The organism is Labrys sp. HAY1-8F, from assembly GCF_056754975.1.
Map to the genome: position 1 here is coordinate 2,777,282 of NZ_JBPGWZ010000002.1, position 15,200 is coordinate 2,792,481.

The following is a 15,200-nucleotide window of genomic DNA, read 5'->3' on the forward strand; positions in this document are numbered from 1 at the left end:
GGCCGGCCAGGCCGCGCTGCGACGGGCCGAGGCGAGGCCCCGTCGTCCGCTGGAAGAAGTTATGCTCCCGCCTTCTGGGGCAGGGGCTGGATCGGCATGCCGGGGAAGATCTTCTGAATGTTGCCGGTGATGATCTGGTCGGTTTCCTTGATCCCCTTGGTCACCGCAATCAGCGGTCCCTCGGCGGGGCCGAGTTCGATCAGGCGCATCTCGACCTTGTTGCCCTCGCCGACGACATAGACATATTTGCCGAGCTGGCTCGAGCCGAGACCGGCCTGCGGCACCAGCAGCGTGTCCGGCCGCTCGCCGATGCTGAGGCGCAGATTGACATACTGGCCCGGCAGCAAGTTGCGCTCGGCATTGGCCGTGGTAGCGCGGGCGGTGATGGTGCCGGTGGCCCGATCGACGACATTGTCGAGGAAGGTGAGTTCGCCCTGATGGGCGGCTTCGTTCTGCCCGGGCACGGTGATATCGGCCGGGACCTTGCCGGCCGCCTTGGCCTTGAGGATCTGCGTCAGCTCGGCTTCTGTCGGCGTGAAGGTGACATAGATCGGGCTGACCTGCACCAGCGTGTTGAGCACGGTGCCGCCGGGGCTGACCAGCGTGCCGGCGGCGGCCTGGTTGCGACCGATCCGCCCGTCGAAGGGCGCCTTGATTTCTGTATAGGACAGGTTGAGTTCCGCCGCCTGGATCGCCGCCTTGTCGGCGAGCAGGGTGGCCTCGCCCTGCTTGACCGCGCTGGTGCGCTGGTCGAACAGATCCTTCGACAGGAAGCCCGTCTTGCTGAGGTCGTTGCCGCGGGTCATGCTGTTCTTGGCATAGTCGAGTGCGGCGGTATCGCGCTCGGCCTGAGCTTTTACCTGCGCCAACGCAGCCTGATAGTCGCGCGCGTCGATGCGATAAAGGACATCGCCCTTCTTCACATCGGCGCCGTCGGTGACAGGCTGTTCGAGCATGTAACCCGAGACCTTGGCCTGCAGGGTGATGCTGCGGATCGACTCCGTGCGGGCGGGATAGTTGAGGAAGATCGGAATGGACTTCTTGACCACGGAGGCGACCGGCACCGGCATGGCCTGCATGGCCGGTGCCGGATTGGCGGAAGCCGGCTTGCTCAGCATCCCAGCCAAGAGTTCCTGGCCGGCGGCGATGAGATGCGGCTTGTCCTTGAGGTAGTAGCCGCCGCCAGCGGCGGCGACCACGACGATGGCGGTGGCGATTTTCCAGATACGCATCGGTATCCCCTTATTCGGCAGCCTGGATCCGGGGCGGCAAGGCCTCCTCGGACGCATCAGGCGCGCTGTCGGTATGGTGTGAGTCTTTTCTGGCGGAGGCGCGACGCTCGCGCCAACGCTCGATGATGGCGTAGAACACCGGCACGAAGACCAGCGTCAGCACGGTAGCGACCAGCATGCCGCCGAACACGGCCGTGCCAAGCGATTGCCGGCTGGCCGCGCCGGCCCCGGTCGCCTTCACCAGCGGCACCACGCCCAGGATGAAGGCGAAGGCCGTCATCAGAATCGGGCGCAGGCGCAGGCGGCCGGCTTCCATCGCTGCCTCGACGATGCCATGGCCCTGCTCACGCAGATGCTTGGCGAACTCGATGATCAGGATGGCGTTCTTGGCCGCCAGGCCGATCAGCATGACGAAGCCGATCTGCGAGTAGACGTCGAGCTGCATGTTGCGCAGCCAGATGGCGAGCAGCGCACCGAACAGGCCGAGCGGCACCGCCAGCAGGACCATGAAGGGCATGGACCAGCTCTCATACTGGGCCGCCAGGATCAGGAAGACGAACACGATGGCAAGGGCGAACACAGCCGCTGCGATCGAGCCGGCCTTGAGCTCCTGGAAGGTGATGCCGGTCCATTCATAGTTGAAGCCGTTCGGCAGGGTCGTGGCGGCAACCCTCTGCATCGCCTCGATCGCCTGTCCCGAGGAGTAGCCCGGCGCAGGAGCACCGTTGATCAGAGCGGCACCGTAATTGTTGTAATGGGTCACCGTCTCCGGCCCGACGATCGGCTTCAACGATCCCAGCGTCGACAGGGGCACCATGTTGCCGGTGGCATTGCGGACGTAGAGGCGGCTGATGTCACCCGGGTCGGCACGCGAATCCTTGTCGGCCTGCAGCGTGACGCGGAAGGTGCGCCCGAACTGGTTGAAGTCGTTGACATAGAGCGAGCCGAGATAGATCTGCAGCGTGTTGAAGATGTCAGGCAGATTCAAACCGAGCAGCTTGGCCTTGTTACGATCGAGGTCGTAATTGAACTGCGGCGTCGAGGTCGAGAAGGTGGTGAACAGGGTCTGCGGGTTGAGTTCAGGCTGCTTGCGCGCCTCGGCAAGCAGAGCCTGGGCTGCATCGTTCACGGCGACGGGGCCGCGTCCGTTCAGGTCCTCGATCTGGAACTCGAAGCCACCAGTGGTTCCCAAGCCCTGGATGGAGGGTGGCTCGAAGGCCAGGACGAAACCATCGGCGATACCGAAGAGTTTCGGGCGCACCTTGTTGACGATATCGGTGGCGCTGAGGCCTCCCCCACGTTCATCCCAGGGCTTGAGGATCGCGAACTCGACCGCGGCGCTCGATTGCTGGGCATTGGTGAGGAAGTTCAGGCCTGAGATCGACATGATATCCTCAACCCCAGGCTCGGCCATCAGGATCTGCCGCACCTGCTTGGCGGCGGCATCGGTGCGTTCCAGCGAGGCGCCGTCCGGAAGCTGGAGCACCACGAAGAAATAACCCTGGTCTTCCGAAGGCAGGAAGGTGGAGGGCACCCGCGTCGAGATCCAGTAAGTCGCGCCGAGCACCACCACGAACGCTGCCATCATCAGCCAGCGCAGCCGGATGAAGCCACGCACCGAGGCGGCATAGCCGTGCGACAGCCTGTCGAAGCCGGCATTGAACCAGCGGAACAGGAAGAAGCGCGAGGCCGGCTTGTGGCTGAGGAAAGCCGCCGACAAGGCAGGGCTCAGGGTCAGTGAGTTGAAGGCGGAGATGCCGACCGAGATCGCCACGGTCAGGGCGAACTGGTTGTAGAGCTGGCCGGCGACGCCGGGAATGAAGGCAACCGGGACGAACACCGCCATCAGCACCGCCGTGGTGGCGACGATCGGGCCCGTCACCTCCTTCATGGCGATCTTGGCCGCCTGCATCGGCGGATGACCCGCTTCGAGCTGTCTCTCGACGTTCTCCACCACGACGATGGCGTCGTCGACGACGAGGCCGATGGCGAGCACCATGCCCAGCAACGAGAGCATGTTGAGCGAGAAGCCCATGGCCAGCATCACCACCATGGTCGCGATCAGCGACACCGGGATGGCGATGACCGGAATGAGCACGGTGCGCCAGTTCTGCAGGAAGATGTAGACGACGAGGACCACGAGGATGAGCGCCTCGACCAGCGTCTTGACGACGTCCTCCATCGCGGCCGACACGAAGCGCGTCGTGTCGTATTTCATCGAATATTCGATGCCCTTGGGGAACCGTGCCGAAAGCTCCTTCATCTTGGCTTCGACGGATTCCTTCAGCTTGAGCGAGTTGGAGCCGGGCGCCTGGAAGACGCCGAGCACCACCATCGGCTTTTCGCCGTGATAGGCTGAGGATGAGTATTGCAGAGAGCCGAGCTCGATGCGGGCGACATCGCGCAGGCGCACCACCGAGCCACCGGCCGGGTTGGCCCGGACGACGATGTTGCCGAACTCCTCCGGATCGCTGAGGCGGCCGGTGGCGTTCACCTGCATTTCGAAGGCCGTGCCCGCGGGTGCCGGGTTTTGACCGATCTTGCCGGCAGCAACCTGCACGTTCTGCTCGGCGACGGCATTTTGCACGTCGACGGCCGTGATACCGAGATTGGCGAGCTTGTCCGGATCGAGCCAGATGCGCATGGAATAGCGGCGCTCGCCGAAGATCTTGACGTCGCCGACGCCCGGCAGGCGCTTCAGGGGATCAACGATCTGCAGATAAGCGTAGTTGCTGAGAGCGACCGAATCGACCGAATTGTCCGGCGAAGTCAGGTCGACGATCAGCACGAAATTCGGATTGGCCTTGGTGACCGAGACGCCGGACTGGTTGACGATCGCCGGCAGGGAGGAAGCGGCCTGGGCCACCCGGTTCTGCACGTCCATCGCCGCGATGTTCAGGGGGTAGCCGACATCAAAGGTGACGGTGATGTTGGACGAACCGTCATTGGAGCTGGCCGAGGACATGTAGATCATGCCCGGCACGCCGTTGATCTGCTGCTCGAGCGGCGTGGTCACCGTATCGGCGACGACTTGCGAGCTGGCACCAGGATAGGAGGCGCTGACCTGGATCTGAGGCGGCGTGATGTTGGGAAACTGGGCGACCGGCAACAGAAAATAGGCAATCGCCCCCGCCATCACCATGATGATGGCGATGGCCGAGGCGAAGATCGGACGTTGGATGAAATAATTGACCATTGTGAAGCTCTGCGTCAGCCGCCCTGGATGCCAGCATGTGGCATGACGGTGTCAGAAAATGTCAGGAGGATCGACGGCATGTCCCGCCTTTCGGCGAGACGGCGAGCCTGGCCGGTGAGCATCGTCCTGAGCGAAACCGGATCGACCCCGTCGGCCCGCATGAAGGCGAGCGTCAGCGGATCGTTCAGCAACTGATCGATTGTCATATTGCAGCCTTGCTGAGCCATGACTCCTCCAGCGCGGAAACGTGGGTTCATGCTCCGCCGAATCCGATTGACGATGTGTTGTTTCCTAGAGCAAAGCGCGTTCAGGCGTGACCGTGCTTTGCTCTAGCTTCCTGGTTCGACGCGCCTTTGCGATTTGAAGAGATTCGATCAAATCACAAGACGCTCTGGTGAATCGTCTCTCTAACAGGGCTGGATCGCAGTGCGATGACGAAACGGCCTTGACGACGCCTTACCAAGCTGTTACCGATCAGTAACAGCGATTACTGTTACAGGTCGGTAACAGTTTGGTCAAGCCATGAGCCAGAAAATTTTGGAACAAAGCGAAGAGTCAGTCTGCTGCCCCGGACAACGTCCGCGAGACCGCATCGTCGTCACTGCGCGCGACCTCTTCCACCGACATGGCATCAACACCATCGGCGTCGACACGATTGCCAAGGTTGCCGGCACGAACAAGATGACGCTCTATCGTCACTTCGGCTCGAAGGACGATCTCATCGTGGAATGCCTGCGGGCCGCCGAGATCGACAACCAGACCCGCTGGGCTCAGCTCGAGACCGAGTATCCCGGTGACGCCCGTGCCCAGTTGCTGGCCTGGGTCGGCAAATGCGCCGACTATATCGAGAGCGACAATCGGGGCTGCGAATTCGCCAATGCGGCCGTGGAACTCTCGGGCGAGGACCACCCCGCCCGGCGCCTGGTCGAGGAGTTCAAGAAAAGGCATCGCGACCGCCTGGCCCTGCTCTGCCGGCAGGCGGGCCTCGACCAGCCGGACCTGGTCGCCGATACGCTGCATCTCCTGCTCGAGGGTGCCCGCGTCAGCCGCCAAAGTTCCGGGGTGGAAGGGCCGAGCGCCCGCTTCGTGCGCATGGCCGAGGGCGTGATCGCTTCCTTCGGCAAAAGCGCCTGACTTCTGCGGACATTCTGAGAGCCCGATTATCACAGCGACGTGCTTGCACGACGCAATGGCTTCCTCTTCCCAAGCACAGCGTTTAAAAGAGCGGACATATCGCGACATGCAAGCATGTCGCTGTGATGTCCGCGCTCCAAGGAACTCCCTTCGGCAGCGCCGAACAGCCTTAGTTCCTGCCAGGAAGCATCACCATGTCCCATCCAGCGCTCGTTCCCGGCTCGGTCGCCGTCGTCACCGGCGGTGCCAGCGGCATCGGACTCGCCTCCGCCGTCAAATTTGCCTCCCTCGGCCTCAAGGTCGCCATCGCCGATCTCGGCGAGGACAGGCTCGCTGCAGCCGCCGAAAAGGTCGCTGCGGCCGCGCCGGACGGACTGAAGGCCGTGCTCGCCTCGGCCACCGATGTCAGCGACGTCGAGGCCCTGCTCGGCCTGCAGCAAGCAGTGCATGAGCACTTCGGCGGTACGGATGTGCTGATGAACAATGCCGGCATCCAGCCGGGCTCGAAACTGTTCGAGGCTCGGGGGGACCAGACCTGGGAACGCATTTTCTCCGTCAATCTCAAGGGTGTGATCCAGGGCACGCAGGTCTTCGCACCGGGCATGATCGCGCGGGGACGTCCCGGCCTGATCATCAACACCGGCTCCAAGCAGGGTATCACCACCCCACCCGGCGATCCTGCCTACAATGTCTCGAAAGCGGCGGTGAAGGCTTTCACCGAGGCCCTGCAGCACGAGCTGCGCAACACCGAGGGCTGCCGGATATCAGCCCACCTGTTGATCCCGGGCTTCGTCTTCACGCCACTCGCCGCCAAGGGCCGTGCCGACAAGCCGGCCGGAGCCTGGACGCCCGAACAGACCGTTGATTTCATGCTCGAACGCTTGGCAGCCGGCGATTTCTACATTCTCTGCCCCGACAACGAGGTGCCACGCTCGCTCGACGAGCAGCGCATCGCCTGGGCTGCCGGCGACATCATCGAGAACCGTCCGCCTTTGTCGCGCTGGCACCCTGATTATGCCGAGAAATTCGCCGAATTCCTGAAGGGGTGACGACGTTTGGGGGGCTGGTCTTCAGACCAGCCCGTAACCGCGGCCGGCAAGACTTGGCGGGTCTGAAGACCCGCCCCCATTCTACGGGGGCCTCACGAACAAGGCCCTATGACGGTGTGATCACCGTACGACGATTGCGCTTGGGCTTGACGGCGTGGGTTTCCCGGCCGGCTGCCGTCTGCAGCTCCCGGCGGAAGACGTCACGCCGCTCATGGATGGAAGCGATCACCGGGCCGGCCGGCACGCCGAGGCCGGCAAGGGCTGCTTCGGACAGTTGCAGGCTCGCCTCGATGGTCTCGGGGACGGCGTCGGTGACGCCGAGGGCGTAGAGCTTGCTGGCATGATCGGCATCGCGCGAGCGGGCCACGATGACGAGATCCGGCCGCAGCGCCCGCGCAGTGGTGACCACGGCCTCGATCTGGCGGGGCTGGTCGATGGTAACGACCAGGGCAGAGGCCTCGGCGAGGCCGCAGCGTTCCAGGAAGGCGGCGTTGGTGGCATCGCCCCAATAAACAGGCTTCTTGTCCTCGCGCCAGCGCGCCACCGCCTTGGCGTTCGCGTCCACGGCAAGATAGGCGATCTTGTGCTCGCTGAGCATTTCGGCCACCAGGCGGCCGACGCGGCCATAGCCGACCACGATGGCACGGCGCTGCTTGTCCTCCGGCGGGCTTTCCAGGGCGGCCGCTTCCACCGGCACCGCCAGTTCATAGCGCTTGGCGATGCGACGGCCGAGCACCCCCAGCACCGGGATCGAGGCCATCGAAAGAGAGGCGATGGCGACCACCAGCGCCGACTGTTCCGGCGTGAGGATGGAAAGCTGGGTGGCGAGCGTGAACACCACGAAGGCAAACTCGCCGGCTGAAGCCAACAGGAAGGCGGTTTCGATCGAGACGGCCTTGGACAGCCGGTAGAGACGGCAAAGGCAGAAGATCAGAAGGCCCTTGACCAGCACCAGAGCCAGCACCGCACCGATGATCTGCAAGGGATAACGCACGACCACGGTGAGATCGACGCTCATGCCGACAGTGAAGAAGAACACGCCGAGCAGCAGGCTCTTGAAGGGCTCGATCGTCGCCTCGATGGCACGGCGATATTCGGTCTCGGCCAGCAGCAGCCCGGCGATGAAGGCACCAAGGGCCATGGACAGCCCCTCGCTCGCCGCCGCCACGCCGGCCCCGATCGCCACGAACAAGGTAGCGGCGATGAAGAGTTCGGGATTCTCCGGATTGGCGACTAGGCGGAACAGCGGGCGCAGCAGGAAATGACCGGCGATCACGATGGCGGCAATGGTGAGCACGGCCAGGCCGAGGGCATAGCCGAGGCCGACCAGCACGGAGCGGTCGGAATGCCCGCCCATGGTGCCGACCAGGAACAGCACGGGCACCACGGCGAGATCCTGCAGGAGCAGCACCGCAAAATTGACACGTCCCGTGGCCGAGGCCATGCGTTTCTGCCCGGCCAACACCTCCACCACGATGGCCGTGGACGACAGAGCCAGACCTGCGGCAACCACCAGCGCCACCTCGGGCGGCAGCACCAATTGGGCAAGCAGGGCGACGATGATGGTTGACACCACCACCTGCAGGCCGCCCAGGCCGAAGACCAGCCGGCGCATGGTCATCAGGCGGGCGAGCGAGAGCTCGAGCCCGATCACGAAGAGCAGGAATACCACGCCGAATTCGGCGATGCGGGCGATGGTTTCGCGCTCGCTGATGGCAATCCAGTCGATATAGGGCACATAGGACGACAGGGAACCGACACCGGTCGGCCCCATCACCGCGCCGGCCGCCAGGAAGCCGATGACCGGGCTGACATGCAGGCGGCGCACGAGCGGCACCACCACGCCGGCCGTGCCGAGCACGACCAAAGCGTCCTTCAAAGCCGAGAGATCGACCGCTCCAGCCAAAACCACCCCCATGTTGTTCGATTATGCCTATCGAACAACGAAGGACCCTGCTTCGCCAATCGAAAACCGCAGCAGGCGAGCATTAATTTCAGGCAGGGGATAGCGCCTCCGGGATTGCAGGTGGTTCCGGCTACAGCTTCCAGCCCGAATGGATGGCGACGATGTTGCCCGTGTGCGAGCGATGGCTGACCTGGGCAAAGCCCGCTTCGCGGATCATGGCCGAGAAGGCTGATGGCTTGGGGAAGTTGCGGATCGACTCGACCAAGTAGCGATAGGGCTCGGCATCGCCGGTGACCATGCGGCCGATCGGCGGGATCAGGTTGAAGGAATAGAGATCGTAGATCTTGTCGAGGCCGGGCATGTCGACGGTGGAGAATTCCAGGCACAGGAAGCGCCCGCCCCGCTTGAGCACGCGATAGGCTTCGGCGAGGGCCTTGTCGATGCGCGGCACGTTGCGGATGCCGAAGGCAATGGTGTAGCCGTCGAAGCTGCCCGTCTCCAAAGGCAGTTCCTCGGCATTGGCCTCGACGAAATCGAGCTGGCCGGCAAGGCCGCGCTCCTCGCCGCGCTGGCGGCCGACTTCCAGCATCGAACCGTTGATGTCGAGCACGGTGACATGCGTGTCGGGACCGCCGGCCTTCACGATACGGAAGGCGACGTCGCCGGTGCCTCCGGCCACGTCGAGATGGCGGAAGGGCCGCTGGCGCGGCGGATTCAGCATGTTGACCAGGTCGTTCTTCCACAGCCGGTGCAGCCCGCCCGACATCAGGTCGTTCATCAGGTCGTAACGCCCTGCCACCTTGTGGAAGACATCATCGACCATCCCCTGCTTCTCCTCCAGCCGTACGGTGGAAAAGCCGAAATGGGTGTCGGTGCTGGCGGTCATCGGGTGAACTCCGGGCAAGGTCTGCGGGTGCTATAGACCATCACAAGGGCGAGGTGAACCGCATCTAGCGCAAGGCTCGGCTTCGTCCTATCTCTCCCCGGCAGCCTGCGCCGGAGGAATCATGCCTGAACTGCCTGAAGTCGAAACCGTCCGTCGCGGCCTGGAACCGGCCATGACCGGCGCCCGCTTCCTCGAGGTCGAGACGAGACGGCCGGATCTGCGCTTTCCGCTGCCGGCCGATTTCGCCCGCCGCCTCGCCGGCCAGACCATTCTCTCGATGGGGCGGCGTGCCAAATATCTCCTGGCGGATCTTTCTTCCGGCGAGGTTCTGGTGATGCATCTGGGCATGACCGGCCGTTTCCTGATCACGGCGCCGGATGGCGGCGTGGAGGAGCCGGGCGAATTCGCCATGGAGGTCAAGGAGGATGCCAAGCACGATCATGTCGTTTTCCGCCTCTCCAACCGTTTCACCATCACCTATAACGACGTGCGTCGCTTCGGCTTCATGGATCTGGTGCCGCGCGCCGGGCTGGAGAGTTCGCGCCATTTCAAGGCCATGGGCATCGAGCCGCTTGGCAACGAGCTCAGCGGGGAAACGATAGCGCGCCTGTTTGCCGGCAAGATGGCGCCGCTCAAGGCCGCTTTGCTCGACCAGGGCCTGATCGCCGGGCTCGGCAACATCTATGTCTGCGAAGCCCTGCATCGCGCCGGCCTGGCGCCCGAGCGGGCCGCGGGCACGCTTGCCGACGGGCAGGCGGAACGTCTCTCCGGTGTGATCCGCGAGGTACTGGCCGAGGCGGTGGAAGCCGGCGGCTCGACCTTGAAGGATTACAGGCACACCGACGGCTCGCTCGGCTATTTCCAGCACCGTTTCCGCGTTTATGACCGCGAGGGCGAAGCCTGTCCGACGCCGGACTGCCGCGGCATCATCGAACGCCTGGTGCAATCGGGGCGCTCGACCTATTGGTGCCGGCACTGCCAGACATGAGCCGATGACATCTTTGGGCTAGCGCCCCAATCAATCGAGCGGAATGGTCGCCCGCACAGCCCAGTCCTCGATCGGAATGCTCTGTGCCGACCGGACCACGGCGATATGGTCGAAACGGATGACGCGTCCGGCCAGGCGCGCCTCGATTTGCCGCGCCGTTGCCTGCCTGAGCGGCCCGTCTTCCACGCCATAGGCCAGTGAGACATGCGGCATGAAGCTCTCGATCGCGGAAGCGGCGATCAAGGCGATGGCACGGCGCTTCAGTTCGAGCACGGGCCCTGCCTTCTCGAAACGGGCATAAAAGGCCCGGAAGAAGAGGTCGCTGGTGCCTATCGCCTGGATAGTGGCAGTGAAGGGCGCGATGCCGGCGGTGACGGCGACAAGCTGGCGCGCCAGCGTCTCTTCCTCGCAGAGCCGGTCCTCGACCAAGGTGAGGTGCGGCTGGAAGCGCGGCGTGCCGAAGCGCTCGGCCAATTCGGCGACGATGGCGGCCAGCATAAGCTCGTCCTCGCCCGCAGGCATCAGCCACACGGAATGCATGCCCTTCGCCGCATCCTCGGCCATGTCAGCGGCCCACCTTGGCCAGCACGTCGGCGCTGAGGAAACGCTCGACCACGAACATGAAGGCGATGGAGGGAACCAGCAGCACCAAAGCCGTGATCGAAGCGATCTGATAGTTGCCGCCGGCGCTGGCAGTGTAGAGCAGCAGCGGCATGGTCTTGATGTCGGGCGCGCCAACAAAATAGGTGCCGGTGAACTCGTCCAGCGATTCCAGGAAGACGAAGATGGCGCTCGCCATCAGCCCGGGCGCGGCGAGCGGCAGCACGATGTCGCGGAAGGCACGCGGCCCGCCGGCGCCGATCGAGCGCGCCGCCTCCTCCAGATCCACCGGCACCGCCGAGAAGGAGGCCGTGGCGATCCACACTGCATAAACGAGGCCATGCGTGGTGTGGACGAGCACCACGCCGAGGACCGTGCCGTTCAGGCCGATTTCATAGAACAGGCGCGCAATGTTGACGTAGACGGGCAAGTTGGGAAAGGCCTGAGGCAGAAGCAGTAGCAGCAGGATGCCAGCGCGGAAGGGCAGTCTCAACCGAGCGAGCGCATAGCCGGCGGGAATCGCGAGGGCGAGGGACAGCGCCACGGTGAGCAAGGCTATGGAGACACTGGTGCCGAGCGAAGCCAGGGCATCGCCACGCGGGGCGAACACGCGCGGCCAGAAGGAAAAGCCATATTGCAGCGGCAGGCTGTGCGGGAAATACCAGCGCTCCGCCACCGTCCACAGCAGCAGGTTGACCAGCGGGCCAAAGATAGCAAAGGCAAGGAGGCCGAGCCCGATGCCGCGCGGGATCCACAGCCAGTCGATCCGCCAAATACGGGCAGGAAGCGCGTGACCGGCATCGCTCATCGCGCATTCTCCTTCATGGTCTGCTTGAGATAGATCCAGGCCACCGCGCCGGTGAAGGCGAGCGACAGCAAGCCGAGCGCGTTGGCGACGCCGTAGTCGCCATAGGAATTGATGCGGAAGGCCATGTCGGCGGTGATCATGGTGGGTGACTGCGCATTGATCATCAGCGGTACCGAGAGCACCGACATCATCGTCACCAGGCTCAGCACGGCACCGACAAGCAGCGTGGAAGCAACCTGCGGCACCACGATCTCCAGGAGGATGCGCAGGCGCGAGGCCCCGAGATTGCGGGCGGCCTCGATGGTGGACCGGTCAAGCGAAGCCATGGCGCCGGCGGTGAGCAGGGTGACGAAGGGCATCTGCTTCCAGACGAAGGCGATCACGATGCCCCGCCAGTCGAGGAAGCTGACGGCCTGCAGCGGCGACAGCAGATCGGCATTCACCAGAAGGCTGTTCATCAACCCGTTCTTGGCGAGGAAGGTGCGCAGGATCTGGCCGACCACGATGAAGGGCACGAAGAGCGGCCAGCGATAGAGCCAACGCAGCACGGCAACCGCGAGGGGATTGGACCCGAGCGTGAGATAGCCCGCAATGGCGATGGCGATCAGCACGATCAGCGCGGTGGAGATCAGGATGATCACCACCGAGAAGACCATGTCGGTCCAGTAGAGCTCGAAGGCTTTGCTGAAATTGCCGAGCCCCGGCCCCTCCGGCGTAGCGAAGGAGCCGGTGACCGAGCCGGCCAGCGGCACCACGAACAGCAGGATCACCACCGCGAGCGCCGGCGCCACCAGCAACAGGCCGGCGAGGGAAGGAGCGGTGCGTGAAGAAGCCATGTGGTGAAACCTCGAGATTTTTGAGCCCCTTCTCCCGCAAGGGGAGAAGGCACACACCCCCTACTCCGCCACCTTCTTTTCATAGGCTTCGAGCAGATCGGCGTAATAAGGCCCGATCGGGAAGGACTTGCCGTATTTGGCGAGATCGTCGGGCGAAATGTCGGTGAACAGCTTCTGCCAGATCGCCGGATCGAGCTTGTCCTGCACATATTTGGCGTCGATGCCCGGATACCAGTTGAACTGCTTGACGATACCGTTGGCCTGCACGTCGGGGCTGGTGGCGAGCGCAATGAACTTCTCGGCCAGCGCCTTGTGGGCGGTCTTGGCGGGGATGACGTAGTGCATCGGCTGGCCGGGCATGCCGGGTGCCGGCAGCACCAGCTTCATGGTGGGCGGCAGCTGGCCGTTGGCCTTCCAGGAATAGAACATGTCGACCCACACCGCACCCATGGCGATCTCGCCACGGCTGAGCATGTCGAGCGTGCCGGCATTGCCGGGGGTGAGCGCGACATTCTTGTTGAAGGCCTTCAGCTTGGCGAAGGCATCGTCCCATTTGGTCTTTTCATTGGCATCGTAAGGCCCTTCCTGCAGGACCTTGGCATCGCCGGCATAATTGTAGATCCAGCTGATCACGAAGGAGACGCCGGAGGCACCGCCCTTGATACCGTTATAGCCGAACTGCTTGGGGTTCTTCTCGGTCCAGGTCACCAATTCGTCGAAGGTTTTGGGCGGATTGGACACCAGGTCCGGATTGTAGGCGATGGCCGTCTGGCTGTTGAACATCGGCATGACATAGCCGTCGACATCGGCCCCGAGCGCCAGCTTGGCGTTGGTGCGCGTAACCAGCTTGCCCGTGTCGATATTGCCGCGATATTTATCGAGCAGCCCATCCTGGACCAGCTTGCCCGCCACCTTCTCGTGGATGACGGCGACGTCGACGTCATAGACTTCCTTGCCCGCCTTCTTCTGGGCATCGAGCCGCTCGACGATTTTCTGCGAACCGGCATCGCCAGGACCGGTGCCGACCACGCGGACTGTCGTGCCCGGATTCTGCTTTTCGAAAGCCGGCGCCAGGAAATTATTGACGTAGTCGACCATGTTCTGGTCGCCCGCCGTGATCACCGTCAGTTCCTCGGCCGATGCCGTGGTACCTGCCAGGGGCAACGCGGCGGCAAGCAGCCCCGCGACGGCGGATAATGCAGCCAGTCTCATCCGAACTCTCCTGTCTCTCGTTACGGTTCAGCCATGTTCGCCGGGGAAGACGAACAGGCCTGTCTCGGGAATATGAACATTGACTTTCGCGCCATCAGGCCAGGCCTTGGGCGCATCGACGACCAGCGGGCCGGCCGGCGTGGCGACGACATGGCGCCAGAAGCCGCCCGGGAAACTGACCTGACCGATCTCCCCCGGCAGTGCCAGGAAGCCTCGCGTGGGATTCGCCAAAAGTTCGGCTGCCTGGGCCCCAGCTGCATGCAGTTCAGCCGCCTCGGCCCGGAAATGGGCGATGCATGGGCCTGAAACGACCGGCCGTCCGGCTGCAGCGATCAGGGCAGGCGCACCGCCCGTCCCCTCCACCCGCAACAGGCCCTCGCCAGGAGGAGCGGGGCTGCAAGTAAGGCGCAGGCTATTCTCGGCGCCCATGAAGGCGGCGACAAAAGCGGAAGCCGGTTGATTGTAGACCTCCTCCGGCGTGCCGATCTGCGCGATCTTGCCAGCGTTGAGGATGACGATGCGGTCGGCCATCACCATGGCCTCCTCGCGATCATGGGTGACATGGATCGCGGTGATGCCGAGCCGGCGCTGCAGGGCGCTGATCTCCTGGCGCACCGTGAGGCGGATGCGCGCGTCGAGATTGGACAGCGGCTCGTCGAGCAGCAGGATGTCGGGGCTGACGGCGAGCGCCCGCCCGAGCGCCACACGCTGGCGCTGGCCGCCGGAGAGCGCCGCCGGCTTGCGTTCCTCCAGCCCGGAAAGGCCGAGCAACGCGGTGATGTCCTTGACCTTGGCAGCGATCTCGGTGCGATCGAGCCGGCGCAGCTTGAGGCCATAGCCGATATTCTGCGCCACCGTCATATGCGGCCAGAGCGCATAGGTCTGGAACACCAGCGCCATGCCGCGCCGATCCGGCGGCTCGCCGGTGATGTCGCGTCCCCGCACGCGGATGGCGCCGGAACGCGGCTGGATGAAGCCGGCGATGGTGCGCAGAAGCGAGGTCTTGCCGCAGCCCGACGAACCGAGCAGGGCGACGAATTCGCCCTCGCCCACCGTCAGGCTCAGATTCTCGAAGACCTGGGTGTTGCCCAGCCTTACCGAGGCCCTGTCGACCTCGAGCAGGGGCTGCCGCAAGGAGCCTGTCGCCAAGGATCGGTCCATCTGGGTTTGATCACTCGGCTTCACGGCACAACCTCCCGCGGGCGGAGCCCGGCGTCCTCGATTCAGGCAGGACGCCTGCAACCGGCGGCGCCATCCCCTCTCGTTTCCTCATCGCCATGTCTGATTGCACAGCTGTGCAATGCTCGCTCTGCCCGAAACTCCTGTCAATAGCGCAGAGCCATTCCATCGCGG

At 64.1% G+C, this 15,200-nt stretch carries 13 protein-coding genes; 3 read left to right on the forward strand and 10 right to left on the reverse strand.

What is annotated here, in order from left to right; translation table 11 throughout:
* Window positions 1-59: 59 nt before the first annotated feature.
* From ACR9ZN_RS21945 to ACR9ZN_RS21955, 3 genes are read right to left on the reverse strand one after another with little or no spacing between them, the layout of a single operon-like run.
* Window positions 60-1,232, reverse strand: coding sequence for an efflux RND transporter periplasmic adaptor subunit (locus ACR9ZN_RS21945; RefSeq protein WP_441770998.1), 1,173 nt, complete (start codon window positions 1,230-1,232; stop codon window positions 60-62).
* Window positions 1,233-1,242: 10 nt separating this feature from the next.
* Window positions 1,243-4,428: an efflux RND transporter permease subunit gene (locus tag ACR9ZN_RS21950; protein ID WP_434958553.1), complete on the reverse strand. Its 3,186-nt coding sequence runs from the start codon at window positions 4,426-4,428 to the stop codon at window positions 1,243-1,245.
* 14 nt (window positions 4,429-4,442) lie between these two features.
* Window positions 4,443-4,634 (reverse strand): hypothetical protein, encoded by a 192-nt coding sequence (locus ACR9ZN_RS21955; protein WP_481273172.1) that lies wholly within the window; start codon window positions 4,632-4,634, stop codon window positions 4,443-4,445.
* A gap of 316 nt (window positions 4,635-4,950) precedes the next feature.
* On the opposite strand from ACR9ZN_RS21955, the gene ACR9ZN_RS21960 reads away from it, so the two are divergent.
* Complete coding sequence (locus ACR9ZN_RS21960) at window positions 4,951-5,562, forward strand: TetR/AcrR family transcriptional regulator (protein ID WP_434958555.1); 612 nt, start codon at window positions 4,951-4,953, stop codon at window positions 5,560-5,562.
* Between the two features lie 194 nt (window positions 5,563-5,756).
* Window positions 5,757-6,611 carry an SDR family NAD(P)-dependent oxidoreductase gene (locus tag ACR9ZN_RS21965; RefSeq protein ID WP_481273173.1) on the forward strand — a complete coding sequence of 285 codons (855 nt, stop codon included), beginning with the start codon at window positions 5,757-5,759 and terminating at the stop codon, window positions 6,609-6,611.
* Between the two features lie 106 nt (window positions 6,612-6,717).
* Here ACR9ZN_RS21965 and ACR9ZN_RS21970 read toward each other — a convergent pair whose 3' ends face one another.
* A complete protein-coding gene (locus tag ACR9ZN_RS21970) occupies window positions 6,718-8,529 on the reverse strand; it encodes a cation:proton antiporter domain-containing protein (RefSeq protein WP_434958557.1) in 1,812 nt (603 codons plus the stop codon).
* A gap of 118 nt (window positions 8,530-8,647) precedes the next feature.
* On the reverse strand, window positions 8,648-9,403 hold the full coding sequence (gene ubiE, locus ACR9ZN_RS21975; protein WP_441770995.1) for a bifunctional demethylmenaquinone methyltransferase/2-methoxy-6-polyprenyl-1,4-benzoquinol methylase UbiE: 756 nt from the start codon (window positions 9,401-9,403) through the stop codon (window positions 8,648-8,650).
* Window positions 9,404-9,524: 121 nt separating this feature from the next.
* Here ubiE and mutM point away from each other — a divergent pair, with 121 nt between their 5' ends.
* Window positions 9,525-10,391, forward strand: a complete 867-nt coding sequence (gene mutM, locus ACR9ZN_RS21980; protein WP_454816582.1) for a bifunctional DNA-formamidopyrimidine glycosylase/DNA-(apurinic or apyrimidinic site) lyase — start codon at window positions 9,525-9,527, stop codon at window positions 10,389-10,391.
* A 30-nt stretch (window positions 10,392-10,421) separates the two neighbouring features.
* On the opposite strand, the gene ACR9ZN_RS21985 is transcribed toward mutM, so the two are convergent.
* The 5 genes from ACR9ZN_RS21985 to ACR9ZN_RS22005 are packed head-to-tail and all read right to left on the reverse strand — an operon-like array spanning window position 10,422 to window position 14,996.
* Window positions 10,422-10,955, reverse strand: a complete 534-nt coding sequence (locus ACR9ZN_RS21985) for a 2'-5' RNA ligase family protein (RefSeq protein ID WP_454816584.1) — start codon at window positions 10,953-10,955, stop codon at window positions 10,422-10,424.
* 1 nt (window position 10,956) lies between these two features.
* Window positions 10,957-11,799, reverse strand: coding sequence for an ABC transporter permease (locus tag ACR9ZN_RS21990; RefSeq protein ID WP_441770992.1), 843 nt, complete (start codon window positions 11,797-11,799; stop codon window positions 10,957-10,959).
* A complete protein-coding gene (locus ACR9ZN_RS21995) occupies window positions 11,796-12,635 on the reverse strand; it encodes an ABC transporter permease (RefSeq protein WP_434958563.1) in 840 nt (279 codons plus the stop codon). The genes ACR9ZN_RS21990 and ACR9ZN_RS21995 overlap by 4 nt, the downstream gene beginning before the upstream one ends.
* Before the next feature lie 60 nt (window positions 12,636-12,695).
* On the reverse strand, window positions 12,696-13,847 hold the full coding sequence (locus ACR9ZN_RS22000; protein WP_454816587.1) for an ABC transporter substrate-binding protein: 1,152 nt from the start codon (window positions 13,845-13,847) through the stop codon (window positions 12,696-12,698).
* 27 nt (window positions 13,848-13,874) lie between these two features.
* Window positions 13,875-14,996, reverse strand: coding sequence for an ABC transporter ATP-binding protein (locus ACR9ZN_RS22005; RefSeq protein WP_434958565.1), 1,122 nt, complete (start codon window positions 14,994-14,996; stop codon window positions 13,875-13,877).
* Between the last annotated feature and the right edge of the window lie 204 nt (window positions 14,997-15,200).

Coding starts and splice junctions, on each gene's coding strand:
- ubiE (WP_441770995.1), bottom strand. CDS start 9,403: ATGACCGCCAGCACCGACACCCATTTCGGCTTTTCCACCGTACGGCTG.
- ACR9ZN_RS21985 (WP_454816584.1), bottom strand. CDS start 10,955: ATGGCCGAGGATGCGGCGAAGGGCATGCATTCCGTGTGGCTGATGCCT.
- ACR9ZN_RS22000 (WP_454816587.1), bottom strand. CDS start 13,847: ATGAGACTGGCTGCATTATCCGCCGTCGCGGGGCTGCTTGCCGCCGCG.
- mutM (WP_454816582.1), top strand. CDS start 9,525: ATGCCTGAACTGCCTGAAGTCGAAACCGTCCGTCGCGGCCTGGAACCG.
- ACR9ZN_RS21995 (WP_434958563.1), bottom strand. CDS start 12,635: ATGGCTTCTTCACGCACCGCTCCTTCCCTCGCCGGCCTGTTGCTGGTG.
- ACR9ZN_RS21960 (WP_434958555.1), top strand. CDS start 4,951: ATGAGCCAGAAAATTTTGGAACAAAGCGAAGAGTCAGTCTGCTGCCCC.
- ACR9ZN_RS21970 (WP_434958557.1), bottom strand. CDS start 8,529: ATGGGGGTGGTTTTGGCTGGAGCGGTCGATCTCTCGGCTTTGAAGGAC.
- ACR9ZN_RS21955 (WP_481273172.1), bottom strand. CDS start 4,634: ATGACAATCGATCAGTTGCTGAACGATCCGCTGACGCTCGCCTTCATG.
- ACR9ZN_RS21990 (WP_441770992.1), bottom strand. CDS start 11,799: ATGAGCGATGCCGGTCACGCGCTTCCTGCCCGTATTTGGCGGATCGAC.
- ACR9ZN_RS21945 (WP_441770998.1), bottom strand. CDS start 1,232: ATGCGTATCTGGAAAATCGCCACCGCCATCGTCGTGGTCGCCGCCGCT.
- ACR9ZN_RS21950 (WP_434958553.1), bottom strand. CDS start 4,428: ATGGTCAATTATTTCATCCAACGTCCGATCTTCGCCTCGGCCATCGCC.
- ACR9ZN_RS21965 (WP_481273173.1), top strand. CDS start 5,757: ATGTCCCATCCAGCGCTCGTTCCCGGCTCGGTCGCCGTCGTCACCGGC.